This is a genomic window from Vibrio sp. St2, from assembly GCF_947311885.1.
Lineage (GTDB): Bacteria > Pseudomonadota > Gammaproteobacteria > Enterobacterales > Vibrionaceae > Vibrio > Vibrio coralliilyticus.
Genome location: NZ_CAMZNA010000002.1, coordinates 1131781 through 1147881 on the forward strand (window position 1 = coordinate 1131781; position 16101 = coordinate 1147881).

At 46.0% G+C, this 16101-nt stretch carries 12 protein-coding genes; 7 read left to right on the forward strand and 5 right to left on the reverse strand.

All coding sequences use genetic code 11. The features are described 5' to 3' along the window. Nucleotides 1-16: 16 nt before the first annotated feature. The 3 genes from QMA41_RS11585 to QMA41_RS11595 all read right to left on the reverse strand — a co-directional run bounded on the left by QMA41_RS11585 (nt 17) and on the right by QMA41_RS11595 (nt 4162). Nucleotides 17-730: a helix-turn-helix transcriptional regulator gene (locus tag QMA41_RS11585; protein WP_006960203.1), complete on the reverse strand. Its 714-nt coding sequence runs from the start codon at nt 728-730 to the stop codon at nt 17-19. 344 nt (nt 731-1074) lie between these two features. Next, the gene (locus QMA41_RS11590; RefSeq protein WP_006960204.1) at nt 1075-2904 is read right to left on the reverse strand and encodes an SUMF1/EgtB/PvdO family nonheme iron enzyme; all 1830 of its coding nucleotides are present in this window, start codon (nt 2902-2904) and stop codon (nt 1075-1077) included. Between the two features lie 148 nt (nt 2905-3052). After that, the gene (locus QMA41_RS11595) at nt 3053-4162 is read right to left on the reverse strand and encodes a PEGA domain-containing protein (RefSeq protein ID WP_006960205.1); all 1110 of its coding nucleotides are present in this window, start codon (nt 4160-4162) and stop codon (nt 3053-3055) included. 447 nt (nt 4163-4609) lie between these two features. On the opposite strand from QMA41_RS11595, the gene QMA41_RS11600 reads away from it, so the two are divergent. From QMA41_RS11600 to QMA41_RS11625, 6 genes are all read left to right on the forward strand, one after another. Next, nucleotides 4610-5425 (forward strand): AraC family transcriptional regulator, encoded by an 816-nt coding sequence (locus tag QMA41_RS11600; RefSeq protein ID WP_281629707.1) that lies wholly within the window; start codon nt 4610-4612, stop codon nt 5423-5425. 187 nt (nt 5426-5612) lie between these two features. After that, entirely contained in the window at nt 5613-8732 is a 3120-nt protein-coding gene (putA, locus tag QMA41_RS11605) for a bifunctional proline dehydrogenase/L-glutamate gamma-semialdehyde dehydrogenase PutA (protein ID WP_281629708.1), read from the forward strand. Between the two features lie 22 nt (nt 8733-8754). Next, nucleotides 8755-9453 (forward strand): 1-pyrroline-5-carboxylate dehydrogenase, encoded by a 699-nt coding sequence (locus QMA41_RS11610; RefSeq protein ID WP_045987436.1) that lies wholly within the window; start codon nt 8755-8757, stop codon nt 9451-9453. Nucleotides 9454-9527: 74 nt separating this feature from the next. Next, entirely contained in the window at nt 9528-11015 is a 1488-nt protein-coding gene (gene putP / locus QMA41_RS11615) for a sodium/proline symporter PutP (RefSeq protein ID WP_040122291.1), read from the forward strand. A 167-nt stretch (nt 11016-11182) separates the two neighbouring features. After that, on the forward strand, nt 11183-11413 hold the full coding sequence (locus QMA41_RS11620) for a hypothetical protein (protein ID WP_006960210.1): 231 nt from the start codon (nt 11183-11185) through the stop codon (nt 11411-11413). 110 nt (nt 11414-11523) lie between these two features. Next, nucleotides 11524-12000: an Lrp/AsnC ligand binding domain-containing protein gene (locus QMA41_RS11625; protein WP_019276970.1), complete on the forward strand. Its 477-nt coding sequence runs from the start codon at nt 11524-11526 to the stop codon at nt 11998-12000. Nucleotides 12001-12054: 54 nt separating this feature from the next. Here the strand turns inward: QMA41_RS11625 and QMA41_RS11630 are convergent, their stop codons facing one another. Together QMA41_RS11630 and QMA41_RS11635 are read right to left on the reverse strand one after the other, a co-directional pair. Next, nucleotides 12055-12756, reverse strand: coding sequence for a DUF445 domain-containing protein (locus tag QMA41_RS11630; RefSeq protein WP_281629709.1), 702 nt, complete (start codon nt 12754-12756; stop codon nt 12055-12057). Nucleotides 12757-12882: 126 nt separating this feature from the next. After that, nucleotides 12883-14736 (reverse strand): ABC transporter ATP-binding protein, encoded by a 1854-nt coding sequence (locus QMA41_RS11635; RefSeq protein ID WP_281629710.1) that lies wholly within the window; start codon nt 14734-14736, stop codon nt 12883-12885. A 304-nt stretch (nt 14737-15040) separates the two neighbouring features. Here QMA41_RS11635 and QMA41_RS11640 point away from each other — a divergent pair, with 304 nt between their 5' ends. Then, nucleotides 15041-16018: an arginine deiminase-related protein gene (locus QMA41_RS11640; RefSeq protein ID WP_095571336.1), complete on the forward strand. Its 978-nt coding sequence runs from the start codon at nt 15041-15043 to the stop codon at nt 16016-16018. Nucleotides 16019-16101: the final 83 nt, after the last annotated feature.

Here is a 16101-nt window from a genome sequence, read left to right on the forward strand (position 1 = left end):
CGTTGAATACGCCGTGCTATGCGGCGTATTCATTACTCAATACGACTGAAAGCTGTGTTCTTAGCAGGGTTTGAGGGATGTGCGAGCCAAATCCCGCATCCAGAGCCATATCAATCAGTTGTGCTTTACTGTGGGCACCAAATTTCCCTCTTAGGTGCAACACGTAGTTTTCCAGCGTTTTAGTCGAGATGTTCATGACATCGGCTATGTATTTCGGCTTCTTACCGTACAGCAACAAAAACAATACTTCTGACTCTCTTGTTGTCAGCTTGATTTGATGGTTTTGCGGCGACAATTGATTCAACGAGATTCGCTCTTCACTGTGTAAACCCGTCGCCCGACAAATCCAATGACCGACCTCCAACACTGCGGTATCAGTGAGCTCTTGACCATAGAAGATAGTGCCCTGAACGTTTCCTTGAGAGTCATACCAAGGGGACTTACTGAAAATGTGTGTGCGCCAACTGCCGTCAGGGTAGGGGTGAACATCCAGTACCTTAATTGACTGTTTAGTCTCAATCACGAACCTATCTTGCTCCTGAAAGTCACTGGCACACTTAGTGGTTGGGCTAGGCATCTGATGATCGGTGAGACCGATACAATCCTCTGGCAGTTCAAAGCCAATTAGTTTGGCATAAGAGTGGTTAGCGTAAGCGAAAACGGAATTGAGGTCTTTGCATCCCCAGTAACCCGGGAGTTGATTGAATAAAGAGATTAGGTGCGGTTCCAAAGCGATGTCTACCTTTTACAGTACTCCGGTTATGATATCAGATGAGTAATCTGTCAATCCATCCTAGATTTGCTGTAAGGGTTTTAAAAATAAGAATTTTTGCGGCAAATCGACAAGTATCGAACGAAAAAAAAAGCCAGCGATCGACAGGATAGCTGGCAAATACAAGAATAATTCTTGTCGACGTGTAGAAGAGGTTCTATGCACTCAGTACGAGGAACTGAGCATAGACGTATCAATCGATACTGAGCCCATTGTTGGGTGAGCTCAGGAGAAATTCTACGTGGAAATGAGGCACAAAAAAGGGGGGAAATCCCCCCTAAACCATTATGTGTATTGTTTATTTAGTTGATGTCTCTCACGACACGGAATCCGACATAGTTTGCAGCAGAAGAACTTGATAGCGAAAGCTGCTGATGAGCCGCCGCCATGTCTGGTGAAAAGTTCCAAGCGCCACCTTTTAGCAGGCCGCGTGAGTCACTGGTCCATTGCCAGATGTTGCCTACAGTATCGTAAATACCTAAACGGTTTGGCTTGAACGCATTGACGGGAGAGGTACTCTTGTTTGACCAAGGCGTTCCTCCCCAACCCGTGTTGGCTTGATTGGGGATAAAACTGTCACCCCACCAATAGTTGGTTTCCGCGCCTGCTCTTGCGGCGATCTCCCATTCATCCTCACTTGGTAGACGATAGGTATGTTTGGTTTTTGTGCTTAACCAGTTTACGTAGGCTTGAGCATCGTTTCTGCTAACACAAACCACAGGAGAGTTTGCTGCTTGTTTAAAGCCTGGGTTGCGCCAGTAGCCCTTCGAGATAGGTGTTACTTCGCCTTTTACGATAGCAGTACAGGTGTTCTTAAGCTCCGCGTCAGTCTGGTAGTTAGTGGCGTCAACGAACGTTTTAAACTGACCAACGGTGATAGGTGTCGTACCAAAGCCGAATGGGTGTTTCAACTGAAGTTGCTTCGAGCCATGTTCACCAAGAATGTACTGGCCTGATAGAATAGTGGACAACTCAGGGCCTTGATAACCAGAGCCCAGTGAGTCTGCGAACTTGTCACCTTCACGCAATGGGTTCTCTTTTTCGACCAGAACGGCACGAAGATTTTGATCACGTCTGACGGTCAGCTCACGATGGAAAGAGCGGTAGCCTTCTTTCTGGACGGTAATCATATGCGGCCCAACGGGTAACATGACTTCGACAGGTGTGCTGCCATAGTTTACGCCGTTGATCTCAACGTTATCATCGTAAAGGTTAGAACGGATATTCAAAGTGACCCAAGCCACTTCTTTATTGCTAACAAACTGATCTTTATCGCTCAGTGCTTCCGGTTCGAAGCAGTATTTCTTATCGATGCCCAATAGGGTACAAGCTGCGCTCTGGGTTGGTCTGGCTTGCATCTCAACGTCCATTAAGCTGCGGTAACGAACACCATCATAGAAGCCAGATTCTTTCGCTTTTGAGCGCAAAACGTGAATGTTGAAGGGAACTTTATTGGCATGCAATTTCACCACTTGAGGTTCACTGGTGCCTGCTACAAGTTCTGACTGGAATTGCTTAACCGCCTTTTGCAAAGCAAGATCGCGAGTCTGGCGATCACACTGGGCTATAGTCATATCTGCCTGACAGCGATTAGTGAAACTCACAGATAAGGAATGAGCTTGCTGAAGCTCCTCTTGAAGGCGCTCGGCGCGTGCGCGTAACTTATTCTGGTCGAGAGCATCGATGCCTTGCTCAATCGATTCAACTTCATTGTTCGCGAGATCAAGCTGGTGTTTAAGCTCTTGCAGTTGCTGTTCTTCTGATAGACGTTCTTTCTGGTTTTGTTTTACCTTTGACCAGGCATCTTGGTAGGCTTTCTGAGTAGCGGCGAGATCGATGTTCGGGTCTTCAATCATCCGTGAGTAATCACTTTCAAGGCGTGTTTTTGCCTCGGTCAGTGCCTCATCAAGCGATTTGGCCAGCTTGGTTAACTCAGAGACAGATTGTTGCTGTTGCTCATACGTCGCTTTTTGCTCATCCCGAGCTTGAGTTGCCGCTTTCAGCTCTCCATGCCTATCAAATAACTGCTGATCAATTTCGACAATCGGATCACGAGTATCCTGTGCCGCAACATTAGCCGTGATGAAGCATGGTGATAAAGCAAGAAGAAGCGTTGGTAAACCAGTTCGCATTATCTATATCTACAATTCTTTTCTATCTAATGGGCTTATTCTAAACGAAAGCGCCATTTTGTCTTAAGTTATAAAGCGATAACTTACGACAAAACGGCGTTTTAGGTCAATTTTGTGCAATTCCCCTCTTTCCAAAAAGAGAAGTGGGTTAAATATCTGAATCTGGGCGCAACTTCACCCATACTGTATCGTTGCCATTGACTGGAATTGTACGGTTGTAGGTTTGGTAGCCATCTTTCGACACAGTAAACTGATGTTTGCCTCTTGGTAACACAACTTCAACAGGTGTGCTGCCGTAGTTGACACCGTTAATGGTGACACGATCTTCGTACTGATCTGAACGAATGGTAATGTTGGCCCAGCTCTTCTCTTTGTTGCCTTGTTCTTTTTTGACAACTTCAGTGCCGTTTAGGCAGTAACGAGATGACACGTTCAATAGCTTACACGCTGCAGAAGCTTCAGGACGCGCCTGAAGTTGCGCCTGCATTTCAGTGTAGTAGCTGTTGTTACCTTCAAAACCAGAGCGGATGATTTGGCTTTCCTGAACAAACACATTCAGCTGCACACCTTTAAGGTTCTGCTTAGCCAGATTGGCTTCAGTTAAACCATCAAGCAGTTTCGCTTTGAACGTGTTTACAGCGCGCTGCTTAGTTAGGTATTTACCTTGATTGGTACATTCACCAAGTGTCATGGTAGCAGAACAAGTGGTCTTAAATGCTGTGTTGAGCACATCGCTTTCGCGTAATTCAGCGTCAAGACGCTTCACTCGCGCTTCGACTTTCTGCTCTTTTAGGTAAGATAACTCTGAGTTAATGCGAGAGCGTTTCTGTTTGATTTGCGACAAACGCATTTCCTGTTCGGTAATGGTTTGTTCTTGCTCAAGAATCTGACTTTGGTTTTCTTTAACCGAAGCCCAAGCTTGTTGATACTCCTGCTGGAAAGAAAGCAGGTCAACATCTGGATCGTCTAGAAGGCGGTTATATTGTTTGTCCAGTGCAGACTTGGCACGGTTACGTTTGGCGTTTAGCTCTTGCTCTTCACGCTGGTACTTGGTCAGCTCAGCCCTTAGCTGCTGTAAACGCTCAGATTCTTGTTCAAACTCAGCTCCAAGTGTCTGTAGTTCACTTTGTTTGTTCTCTAACTTTCCATCGATAGTTGCGACAGGATCGGCAGAGGTTGCCGTTTCCGCAAAAACCGAAGTCGATACCCACATAGGGCTTAGCGCAAGTAAAAGCGCTGGGATGCGACGTGTTATCATATTTCCCTGCAACAATTAACGTTTCATTTTACCAACGTAAAAACCAAAAAAAGACAAACTTTTGACAGTCCTTGTTTCCCTGCCTCTCCCAAGTTTTCTTTTAACCTAGCATCTTTCTTTTTAACAGATTAATCAGATTAATCTAACTTAAGTATATAAAACTTGGATGCTATCTATCATTTTGAGTTGATTGGGGAAATATGCAAGTGAAGATTGGGCATCTTCAAAAAGAAAAGTTGCTAGAAGTGACATATACCGTAATTTATGTGCACTTGATCATTCTTCCGGAGCGGTTGAAAGTGTGCTTTTTAACCTATGTTCGGTACTTTTTTCACTCTTCAATAATGTGATGCTGTACCCAATTGCATATTAATCGATAAATTTCGAATTGAAGGGATTTTGGTATAACATGCGACTCTAGTGCCATTCGAGATCACAAATTGTGCCATGACAGCATCTAAGTACACACCATTGATTGGTGAACATGCCAAACTTTTGTCACCCAAGCCCGCAGAGCTAGTGACACTGCCATCTTATATGGACTGTCACGATCACAGCTATACCCAAATAGTGATTGGATTGAAGGGACAGGCGGAATTTGAAGTAAGTGGGTTTGGTAATTTAGTTGGGCCTGGTCAAGGCTGTGTGGTTACGTCTGGCTCTGGTCATGCGTTTGGCGGTGTAGTTGGGCAATCCGATATTCTGGTGTTGAATATGCCCGCGCCATCATGGGATGACCCGTTAATGCTGCAAAAACTCAACGAACTCAACCAGCGCGATACCTATTTCCAACTCGATGGACAAATTCAAAAGCTGATACAAATGCTTGTTGCAGAAATGCAGTCTAGCCCAGAGGACTTGCTTCTCAGTCGGGCTTGCAATGACACAGTGATTGCTTTGCTGCAGCGTCATATGTCGACTTTTACAACATCTCGTAAAGATTCACGCTTCGACCTTGAAGCCATCGACAGATACATTGAACAACATCTTAGTCAGAAGATATCCGTTGCTCAGTTAGCAGGCAGTGTGTTCCTTGGCGAGAGCCAGTTTCACAACTTGTTTAAAGAACAGATGGGTATTACACCCCACCAATATGTGTTGGGTAAGCGGATAGATATGGCCAAGTCATTGATTGAAAAAGGCCACCTCTCATTAGGTCAAGTGGCAGAGCTGACGGGCTTCTCCGGCCAAAGTGCTTTTACTCATACCTTTTCTCGCCTTCAAGGCATGTCTCCATCTCATTACAAGAAACAATTTGGTTAAATAAGAAAAGATTAACCATATATTATTTTGCTTATATGCATGTGACTCTGTTTTTGTTTTGTTAATAATCAGAGTTTTTAGCAAAAAACTCGGAGTTTTTGACAAGTAATCCTCTCCCGCTCAAAATACACTGCAAGCCATTGTAAGAATCCTGATGAAATTGTCAGGTTGAGATTGAGGAAAACGCATGTTTACAGCAACTGATGTGTTGAATGCCGAGTTTGTCGAGCAGCCGCTTGATAAGTTATGGTCATTGATCTCGCCACTTTACATGGTGGACGAATCCCAATGGCTTGAACAACTGTTGCCTCTGGCAATCCCTACTGATGCTGAAAAAGCACAAATTAGCGATAAGACCACCCAGCTAATCGAATCGATTCGTGCTGATAAGAAATCAATCCAGATGATTGACGCCTTGTTGCTTGAATACAGTCTAGATACTCAAGAAGGTATCTTATTGATGTGTCTGGCAGAAGCTTTGATGCGTATTCCTGATTCAGCGACGGCCGATGCATTGATTCGAGATAAGCTGAGTGTTGCCGATTGGAAATCTCACCTAAAGAACTCTGATTCTGTATTCGTGAATGCTTCGACTTGGGGCCTAATGCTGACCGGTAAAGTGGTTGGCTTGTCAGAAGCCGAGTCACAAAGCCCTGTTTCTGCGGTTAACCGCCTGGTTAACAAGATGTCAGAGCCGGTTATCCGTAAAGCGATGCACCAAGCGATGAAAGTAATGGGCCACCAGTTCGTTCTTGGACGTAGTATTGCTGAAGCGCAGAAAAACGGTCGCACCATGCGTGATAAAGGCTTTACCTATTCCTACGATATGTTAGGTGAAGCCGCACTGACGACAGCAGATGCGAATAAATACTTCAAAGATTACCTGATGGCGATTGAAGCGGTTGGTCGTGACAAATATGGCTTAGACACTAGCCCTGCGCCTTCAGTGTCTATTAAGTTGTCAGCCTTACACCCACGCTACGAAGTGGCGAACGAAGAGCGTGTTCTAAACGAGTTAGCTGATACTCTGATGCAGCTTCTTCGTCGAGCTGTTGAGCTGGATGTAGCTATCACAATCGATGCGGAAGAAGCCGATCGTCTTGAGCTTTCACTGAAATTGTTCGAGAAAGTGTATCGCAGCGACTTAGTGAAAGGCTGGGGTAAGTTTGGCCTGGTTATTCAGGCTTATTCAAAACGCGCACTGCCTGTGCTGGTTTGGATTAACGGACTGGCAAAAGAGCAAGGTGATTTGATTCCACTGCGTCTGGTTAAAGGTGCATACTGGGATAGTGAAATCAAATGGTCTCAACAAGCTGGTTACGATAACTATCCAGTTTACACGCGCAAAGAGGCGACGGATGTTGCTTACCTAGCGTGTGCGCGATTCCTACTTTCTGAGAATGTTCGTGGCAACATCTTCCCCCAATTTGCGAGCCACAACGCTCAGACGGTGACGTCTATTGCAGTCATGGCTGAGCACAAAGATTACGAATTCCAGCGTTTGCACGGTATGGGTGATTCCCTATACAACCACGCGATGGAAGCTTATCAGCAATCTGTGCGCATTTACGCACCAGTCGGCAGCCACAAAGATCTATTGCCGTATTTGGTTCGTCGCCTTCTAGAAAACGGTGCAAACAGTTCATTTGTACACCGCTTAGTCGATGCCCGCTGCCCGGTAGAGACTTTGACTCAGCACCCAGTCGATATGCTAAAAGCGTTCGATACCTTGAACAATGCCAAGATACCATTGCCACCACAGGTCTTCCCTGAGCGTCAAAACTCTTATGGTGTCAACGTTGATATTGAATCAGAAGCCAAACCATTTGAGCACTCTGTCGAGAGCTTCCTGAAGAATCAGTGGCAGGCGGGTCCGATCATCAATGGTCAAGCTCATGCCGAAAGCATGATCAAGGAAAACATCAATGTTGAAGCTGTAACAGCGCCTTACGACCGCCGTATTGAAGTGGGTCAGGTTGCCTTCGCGACTCTTGATCATGTTTCCGCTGCCATCGATGGTGCACAGCAAGCGTTTGCCAAATGGCAGACCAGCGATAAAGCTCAGAGAGCCGCTATGCTGGACAAACTGGCAGAGCTACTGGAAGCCAATCTTGCTGAACTTGTTGCTCTGTGTCATCAGGAAGCGGGTAAAACTATTCACGATAGCATTGATGAAGTTCGTGAAGCCGTGGACTTCTGTCGCTACTACGCTAAGCAGGTCGATTCTTTAGGCGAGATTCACTTAAACGGTTTTGATGGACAGGCGCGTACAGTGTCTCGTCAAGGTCGCGGTGTGTTTGTGTGTATCAGCCCTTGGAACTTCCCATTGGCGATTTTCCTTGGTCAGATTACAGCCGCTCTTGTCGCAGGTAACACTGTGGTTGCTAAGCCGGCTGAGCAAACCAGTTTGATTGCTGCACGTGCCGTCGAGTTGATGAATGAAGCAGGCTTCCCAGCAGGTACGATTCAATTGCTGCCAGGTCGCGGTGCTGAAATTGGTTCTGCGTTAACTTCTCACTCTGCCATTGCTGGTGTTGCCTTTACGGGTTCAACGGCAACAGCGCAACGAATCAATCAAACATTGGCGTCTCGTGATGCGGCACCTGTGCCTTTCATCGCAGAAACTGGCGGTCAAAACGCAATGATTGTGGACAGTACGGCACTGCCTGAACAGGTTGTGCGTGATGTTATTCGTTCTGCGTTTGCCTCCGCAGGCCAACGTTGTAGTGCTCTGCGCGTACTTTATGTTCAGGAAGACATTGCCGATCGCATCGTTGCACTGATTCAAGGTGCGATGCAGGAACTGAGTGTCGGTCTTCCTTATCTTCATTCCACCGATGTGGGGCCGGTTATCGATACGACAGCAAAAACCAAACTGGTTAAGCATATTGAGCGTATGACCGCGACGGAAAAGAAAGTGGCTGAGCTTACTTTGGGTGAAGAACATCAACATGGTGATTTCGTTGCGCCAAGTGCCTTTGAAATTCGCGATATTTCTTGTCTTGAAGAAGAACAGTTTGGTCCGATTCTGCACATTGTCCGCTTTAAAGCGAACGAACTTCACCAGATTGTTGAGCGCATTAACAGCACAGGTTTTGGTTTGACTATGGGGATTCATAGCCGCAACGAAACCACTTACCGCTGGATCGAAAAACACGCACGTGTGGGTAACTGCTACATCAACCGTGATCAGGTGGGTGCTGTTGTTGGCGTACAACCGTTTGGTGGTCAGGGCCTTTCTGGTACTGGTCCAAAAGCTGGCGGTCCGCACTACCTATTCCGCTTTACACAAACTTCGTTTTCTTAATCTGTAGGCAAGGAGAAAGATTATGGTTCATCAAGTAACTCGTTTTTCTGATGCTTTTTCAGCGTGGGAAAACTGGAATCTGACTAACTTTGATTCAAAAAGCGAGTGTCTACTGGCTTTTAAACAGGCTCTGCAATCAGTACAGCCGAACTTAGCTTCTGTTGTGGCATATCACATGGAACATGCGTCAGCACTATTGGCTGAAACGCACCAACTGGTAGGCCCTACTGGGGAAACAAACGAACTGTATACCGCAGGTCGAGGTGTGGCACTGATTATTCAAGATGAGTCGTCAGAGTCAGCACAACAAGCAACGATTGCACAGGTGACTGCTGCGTTAGTTGCGGGTAACAGTGTCATCTTATGTAGTGATGACACACAGCTTACTCAAAATCTGGAAGCTGCCTACACGCAGTCTTCCTTACCTATGAACCTATTACAATTTGCCTCTCTTGATGCTTATCATCAGCTGCTGGAGTCAGATGTACGTAGTGTCGGATACATAGGGAATCAAGAGGTTGAACAAACAATCAACCGCCAATTGTCGAAGCGTACAGGTGCTATTGTTGGCCTAGTTTCGGAGACGGATGTTGTGGCTATTCCGGTAGCGCATGATCCACATCTATCGCTTCGCTTTATCACAGAGCGAACGAGAACAATAAATATAACAGCAGTGGGCGGCAACGCGACCTTGTTAGAACTTGGGAGTGAGGCCCACTAATCCTTTCTCAGAGAGCCCTCACTCAGTGTAAGTGAGGGCGTTCATGGAAGGCGATCTTATTAGAGGACAAACACATGGAAAATAGCTTTGCTATTACGACCACGTTTATTGCGTATCTTATTCTGATGTTGGCGATAGGCGTTATTGCTTATCAACGAACGAAAAACTCGACTGATTACTTCTTAGGTGGTCGTTCATTGGGCCCTTGGCCTGCGGCGCTATCAGCGGGTGCATCTGACATGAGTGGCTGGTTGCTACTTGGCTTGCCTGGCTATGCGTATGCAGCGGGTATTGAAGCTTTGTGGCTAGCTGGTGGTCTGCTAGTTGGTACTTGGCTGAACTGGCTAATCAGTGCAAAACGTCTACGTACATACAGTATTACGACAGATGCTCTGACTCTGCCTGAGTTCTTGTCACGTCGCTTTAACGATAATTCGAAACTGATTCAGGTTATCTCTGCTTTCTTTATCCTTTTATTCTTCCTTTTCTACACCAGCTCTGGTCTGGTAGCGGGCGGAAAACTGTTTGAAACGGTATTCGGATTGGATTACACCACAGCAGTTATTATTGGTACTGTTTGTGTGGTTTCTTACACATTGTTTGGTGGCTTCTTAGCGGTATCTTGGACTGACCTTGTACAAGGCCTTCTGATGGCGGCGGCGCTAATGATTGTGCCTATTGCAGCGATGGAAGGTGGCTTTGGTCAACTAAGTACAGATCTATCTAACATCAACCCTCAGCTTTTGACATTGTGGAATGATACTAAAGGTGAGCCGCTGTCAGCGATTGCGATCATCTCTTTGGTTGCGTGGGGCCTAGGTTACTTTGGTCAGCCACACATTCTGGCTCGTTTCAAAGCAGCGCGTAGCAACAAAGATTTGACCACGGCTCGCCGTATCGCTGTTATCTGGACTGCACTGTCTATGGTTGGCGCGATGCTGGTTGGTCTGGTTGGTCTGATTTATGTTACCAACTCTGGCGTATCCATTGATGACGGCGAGAAGATCTTCATGCTACTGGTGAACTCTATCTTCCACCCAGTGGTTGCAGGTGTTCTTCTTGCGGCGATCTTGGCGGCAATCATGAGTACTGCGGACTCACAGCTTTTGGTTTCTTCTTCAGCATTGGCAGAAGATTTTTACAAGCAGCTTGTGAAGAAAGACGCTACGTCTGAAGAGATTGTGATGGTTGGCCGTATTGCGGTAGTAGCTATCTCTATCGTGGCGCTAATCCTAGCGATGACGCCAGACAGTTCAGTTCTTGGCCTAGTGTCTTACGCTTGGGCAGGCTTTGGTGCTGCATTTGGTCCAGCATTGGTGCTTAGCTTGTACTGGTCCCGTATGAACCGCAACGGTGCGCTTGCAGGTATCGTGATTGGTGGTGTGACTATCGTGGTATGGAAGCAGCTAACAGGTGGTTGGTTCGATGTTTACGAAATCGTTCCGGGAATCATCTTCTCTACTATCGCAATTGTGGTTGTGAGCATGATGACAGGTGAACCAGAAGAATCGGTGAAAGCACAGCACGCGAAGTTTGAAAAACAGCTTACTGAACTTGAATAAGCAGTAAACTGGAGAAACATAAAGCCCCGATATTCGGGGCTTTTTTAATAAAGTTGGTTAATAATTGAACTTGGTTCACAAATTGAAAATGAAAATTTGAGCAATTGGAACTAAGGCCTTACTAATATGTCCACTATCAATAACGCCATCGCTCACGGAGAGAGAAAATGCCTCAGGTATATTGCCATTGCTGCCAAAAAGTGACTGCCCACAAAGTTGTTATGAAGCGATGCCAAGAAGAGCATGACTCGGTGAAAAAGAGTTTGGCGTGTTTCTTTGCGACCCTCTTTCAGGGCGCACACTATGTAAAAATGGAAAAGCAGACGTTTTGTCGAGTGTGCAACACTCAGGCAGACTTAGTCGAAGAGCGTGAGCTCTCGAACGTTGAAGCCGCTTAAGTTTCCATTCCTCTCAATAAAATTTCTTCTAGGTCGGTTCCTTTATTAGGTTTCATTGACTTGTTTCGATTATGATAAGCATAAAGAAAGACATCTAATCAGAGCGTTAAATGGACTTAGATAGAATTGACCGTGAAATCCTTCGCACCCTAAACCTTAAAGGGCGTCTTCCTGTCGTCGAGCTTGCTAAGCAAGTGAACCTGACTACATCCCCGTGTTCTGATCGCGTCAAACGATTGGAAAAAGAGGGTTACATTAAGGGCTATCACGCAGAGTTGAATCCGGAAAAACTCGGCTTGGACGTTCAGGTTTTCATCCATATTCGTCTTGATCAAACCAGTTTCTCTATCTTTGAAAAGTTCGCCAAGGCAGTGGAAGACATGCCGGAGATCGAAGAGTGTTATTCGTTATCTGGCGATTTCGACACTATGATCAAAGTGCGGGTTAAAGATATGAAAGCCTATCAGAGCTTTATGTCAACCAAGCTCGGGACACTGCCAGGTGTGATACAGACGCGAAGTGAAGTGGTGATTGAAGAGCATAAAACCAGCTTTGGTGTAAACGCGGATTTGATAGCAACACTGTAGAACAAGAAAAGGGAAGCATTTGCTTCCCTTTTTCGCCAATTGCTGAGTTCTACATCAGGCAATGAATGATGATGCGATACCGATTAGACCGCCAAACACACCGCCCCAGACAACCAGCCAGCCTAAATGCTCTTTAATCATTTTCTGGACGATTTCTTTGACCAGCTTTGGCGTCAGTTCACTTAGGCGCTGGTCAATAATGTTTTCAATATTGACCTGAATCTCTTCCATCATGGCTGGCGATTCCAGTTGACCCTTTAGCGCTTCTTTAACCGCATCGCTCTGGCTGATTTCTACCACCGCTTCCTGCATTTTTTCGACAAACGGTTCTTTCAGCGGTTGCAGGGCTTCCGCGCCGCCAAACATAGCCAGCATGCTGCCAAAAGAAGAGTTTGCAATGACATTGACCAGAGAATCAAACGTTGGATTGAAATCGACTTTTTCTAATACAGGCTCAAGATTGAGTGTCTTGCCCGACATCTCTTTGTTGAGGAATCGATCGATGTTCTCTGCGGTGAAAAACTGTTCCATCATCAAGTTTTTAATGGCGGCCTTAAACTCTTCAAAACGCGCAGGGATCACGCCAGAGCCGTATAAGCCGGGCACTTTCTCGAACAGCATGTGAATCGCCAACCAGTTAGTGATTGCGCCAGAGAAAGCGAATAAGCCTGCATAAAAAGCAATTTGGTTGTCTGTCTGATAGCCACCAGCCAATAGCGCTAGTGCCAGCAAATTTGTTAGTAAGCTTTTATTCATTAGATTTGTGGAAAAATATTGAATGGGAATGGCGCGAGTATATCTCAATTGCTAGTAGAGATTGAATATCGGAAACAAAAAAGCAGAGGGGACACCTCTGCTTTTGTTTCCGGTTATTGGCTTTGATCAGGCTGTTTGTTTCTGCTCGCTTTCATCGCCAATGAATCCGCCCGTTTGATGGGCCCAAAGCTGAGCGTAGATGCCTTCGTTCTGAATCAATTCCTGATGAGTGCCTTGTTCAACAATCTGGCCTTTATCGAGCACGATTAATCTATCCATAGCGGCAATGGTTGATAGGCGGTGTGCAATCGCAATAACCGTTTTGCCTTGCATCAGTTCATTGAGGCTCTCTTGAATAGCCGCTTCCACTTCTGAATCCAAAGCAGAGGTCGCTTCATCCAAGATGAGTAAAGGAGCATCTTTAAGCAGCACACGTGAGATAGCGATACGTTGTCGTTGACCGCCAGACAGTTTCACGCCTCGCTCACCCACCTGAGCATCGTAGCCTTTGTTGCCAAACGGGTCATTGAGTGACTCGATAAACTCATGAGCATGAGCTTGTTTAGTCGCGCGCAGTAGGTCATCTTCTGTGGCATCAGGGTTACCATAAAGAATGTTATCGCGGATAGAGCGGTGAAGCAGGGATGTATCTTGCGTAACCATACCAATATTGCTGCGCAGTGAGTCCTGAGTGATATCAGAAATCACCTGACCATCAATCTTAATGCTGCCACTTTCGACATCATGGAAGCGCAGCAGCAAGTTGACCAAGGTCGATTTACCTGCACCAGAGCGTCCAACTAAACCAACCTTTTCACCTGGCTTAATATTGAGATTGAGATGACTGATCACACCTTTGCTTTCATCGCCGTAGTGGAAGCTGACATTATCAAACTCAATGCCACCTTGCTCAACCACAAGAGGCTTAGCATTGTCTTTGTCCTGAATATCAATCGGTTTGGAGAGCGTTTTCATACCATCGACAACGGTACCCATATTTTCAAATAGGGCCCCGACTTCCCACATGATCCACATAGACATGCCGTTGATACGCAGCGCTAGAGCGATTGCGATAGCGATGGCACCGATGCTGATCGAGTTGTCCATCCACAGATAAATAGAGAGCGCACCGATAGTGAAGACCAATAGGTAGTTGGTGATCTCAACAGCGACGTCAAAACCAGTCACTAAGCGCATCTGGCGGTAAACGGTATCAAGGAAACCACGCATGCCATTTTCTGCGTACACCGTTTCACGTTTGCTGTGGGAAAACAGCTTAACTGTCGCAATGTTGGTGTAGCTGTCGACGATACGCCCAGTCATGGTCGAACGTGCATCGGCTTGCTCTGACGCCACTTTCTTCAATTTCGGCACGAAGTAAAGCTGAATACAGACATAACACAGCAGCCAGATCACCATTGGGATCATTAGACGCCAGTCAGCCTGCGCCAACAAAACAACAATCGCGGTAAAGTAAACCGACACATAAACGAAAACGTCCATGGTTTTCATCACGGTTTCACGCACGGCCAAAGAGGTTTGCATCACTTTCGTCGCCACGCGGCCTGCAAAATCATCCTGATAGAAGTTCAGGCTCTGTTTGAGCAGGTAGCGGTGTGCGAGCCAGCGAATAGACATTGGGTAGTTGCCAAGCAGTGTTTGGTGAACCAAAAGAGAATACGCAACGACCAGGATAGGCATGACTATTAATAACAAGCCGCCATACAACATCAGTTCTGACTGGTTTTCCTGCCAGAAAGTTTCTGGATTGCTGGTTGATAGCCAGTCAACGAGGTTACCCATGGCACCAAATAGCGATACTTCCACTATCGCAACCACAGTGGCCATCAATGACATCAGGATCAGAGGTACCTCAAATCCACGGGTGTAATAGCGACAAAAAGCAAAGATCCCACTCGGTGGCTGAGAGGGTTCTTCATCGGGAAAAGGTTTCGTAAAGCCTTCAAATTTCTTAAACATATCTCGCCTTAAATATCACAACGCAGGGGAGAGCCAGACATGGCAATTGCGCTTGTGTCATATGGTAGCTCGTTAATGTTTGAAATGTAACCATATATCAACCATTTGTTATACGAACTGCTGCATATTATTCAGGCAATTAGTTTTAAAAGTCATACTGACCATAAAATTTACTGAGAAATACGAAATTCACAGTAAAAATATGCGGTCTATATCTATTGAAATGGGTGAATTCAGCAATTGTTATTTTAACAATATGTCTACAATTCAACGTAAGTGAGTGAGATATAACGAGTCTATCGCAATGTTCAAACAGCAAACACAACTAGAAAAGTCAGTTTCTACAGTGCAAAACGCTAACTGTGTGGTGATGGTGCCACCAAAGGAATTTGCGTTTAATGCTGAAACCGCTCGAGACAATGAGTTTCAACATCAGGTGACCGAGTCGACTGAACAAGTTCGCAAGCAAGCGATGCAAGAGTTCAAGACAATGGTCGGTCAGCTACGTCAGGTCGGCGTTCAAGTGGTCGAATTTGATTACCCGCTTGGAGACGTGGAAACGCCAGACGCGGTATTCCCAAACAACTGGTTTAGCACCACTGCTGACGGCGCTCTGTATACGTTCCCAATGGCGTGTGAGAACCGTCAACAGGAAGTTCGCCCTGATGCGCTGCGTGAAGCATTAGAAGCAGCAGGTCGAGCAGTATCTAGCGAAGATTCGCTGACGGATTACTTAGCAGAGAATGCCCACCTAGAAAGTACCGGTGTGATGGTGATCGATCATGTCAATCGCACCATTTATGCTGCGCTGTCACAACGCTGTGATCGAGAAGTGTTGGAAGATTACGCACAGCGAATTGGTTACGAGCGTGTGGTATCTTTCCAGACTGCACTTCCATCGGGCAAGCCTATCTACCATACCAATGTAATGATGGCGATCGGCGAGCATTTCTGCGTGATTTGTGATGAAGTGATTCCTGAATTTGAGCGTCGTTTTGTACTCAAATCTCTTGCGAAAGATAAGCAGGTTGTTTCTATCAGCCTTGAGCAGATGAACCAGTTCTGTGGCAACATCTTGGAGCTTGAGACAGTCAATGGTGATAAAGTAATTGCAATGTCGCAATCGGCGTACGATGCGTTTTCACCTGCACAACGTGCCCAGTTGTCGAGCCACGGTAAGCTTCTTCCATTCAACGTCCAGACCATTGAATCAATTGGTGGTGGTAGTGTTCGTTGTATGTTGGGTGAGGTCTTCCTACCAAGTCGCAAGAACAACTTATAATCTTACAACAGCCTGTCACTCGACAGGCTGTTTTGTTTTGGATTGATACTTCCCTTTACAACTGCCCGTCGCGCCTCTTATTC

Excerpts from the sequence above, each read along its gene's own strand:
- putA (WP_281629708.1), top strand. The coding sequence starts at position 5,613 with ATGTTTACAGCAACTGATGTGTTGAATGCCGAGTTTGTCGAGCAGCCG.
- QMA41_RS11640 (WP_095571336.1), top strand. The coding sequence starts at position 15,041 with ATGTTCAAACAGCAAACACAACTAGAAAAGTCAGTTTCTACAGTGCAA.
- QMA41_RS11595 (WP_006960205.1), bottom strand. The coding sequence starts at position 4,162 with ATGATAACACGTCGCATCCCAGCGCTTTTACTTGCGCTAAGCCCTATG.
- QMA41_RS11630 (WP_281629709.1), bottom strand. The coding sequence starts at position 12,756 with ATGAATAAAAGCTTACTAACAAATTTGCTGGCACTAGCGCTATTGGCT.
- QMA41_RS11625 (WP_019276970.1), top strand. The coding sequence starts at position 11,524 with ATGGACTTAGATAGAATTGACCGTGAAATCCTTCGCACCCTAAACCTT.
- QMA41_RS11610 (WP_045987436.1), top strand. The coding sequence starts at position 8,755 with ATGGTTCATCAAGTAACTCGTTTTTCTGATGCTTTTTCAGCGTGGGAA.
- QMA41_RS11590 (WP_006960204.1), bottom strand. The coding sequence starts at position 2,904 with ATGCGAACTGGTTTACCAACGCTTCTTCTTGCTTTATCACCATGCTTC.
- putP (WP_040122291.1), top strand. The coding sequence starts at position 9,528 with ATGGAAAATAGCTTTGCTATTACGACCACGTTTATTGCGTATCTTATT.
- QMA41_RS11620 (WP_006960210.1), top strand. The coding sequence starts at position 11,183 with ATGCCTCAGGTATATTGCCATTGCTGCCAAAAAGTGACTGCCCACAAA.
- QMA41_RS11600 (WP_281629707.1), top strand. The coding sequence starts at position 4,610 with ATGACAGCATCTAAGTACACACCATTGATTGGTGAACATGCCAAACTT.
- QMA41_RS11635 (WP_281629710.1), bottom strand. The coding sequence starts at position 14,736 with ATGTTTAAGAAATTTGAAGGCTTTACGAAACCTTTTCCCGATGAAGAA.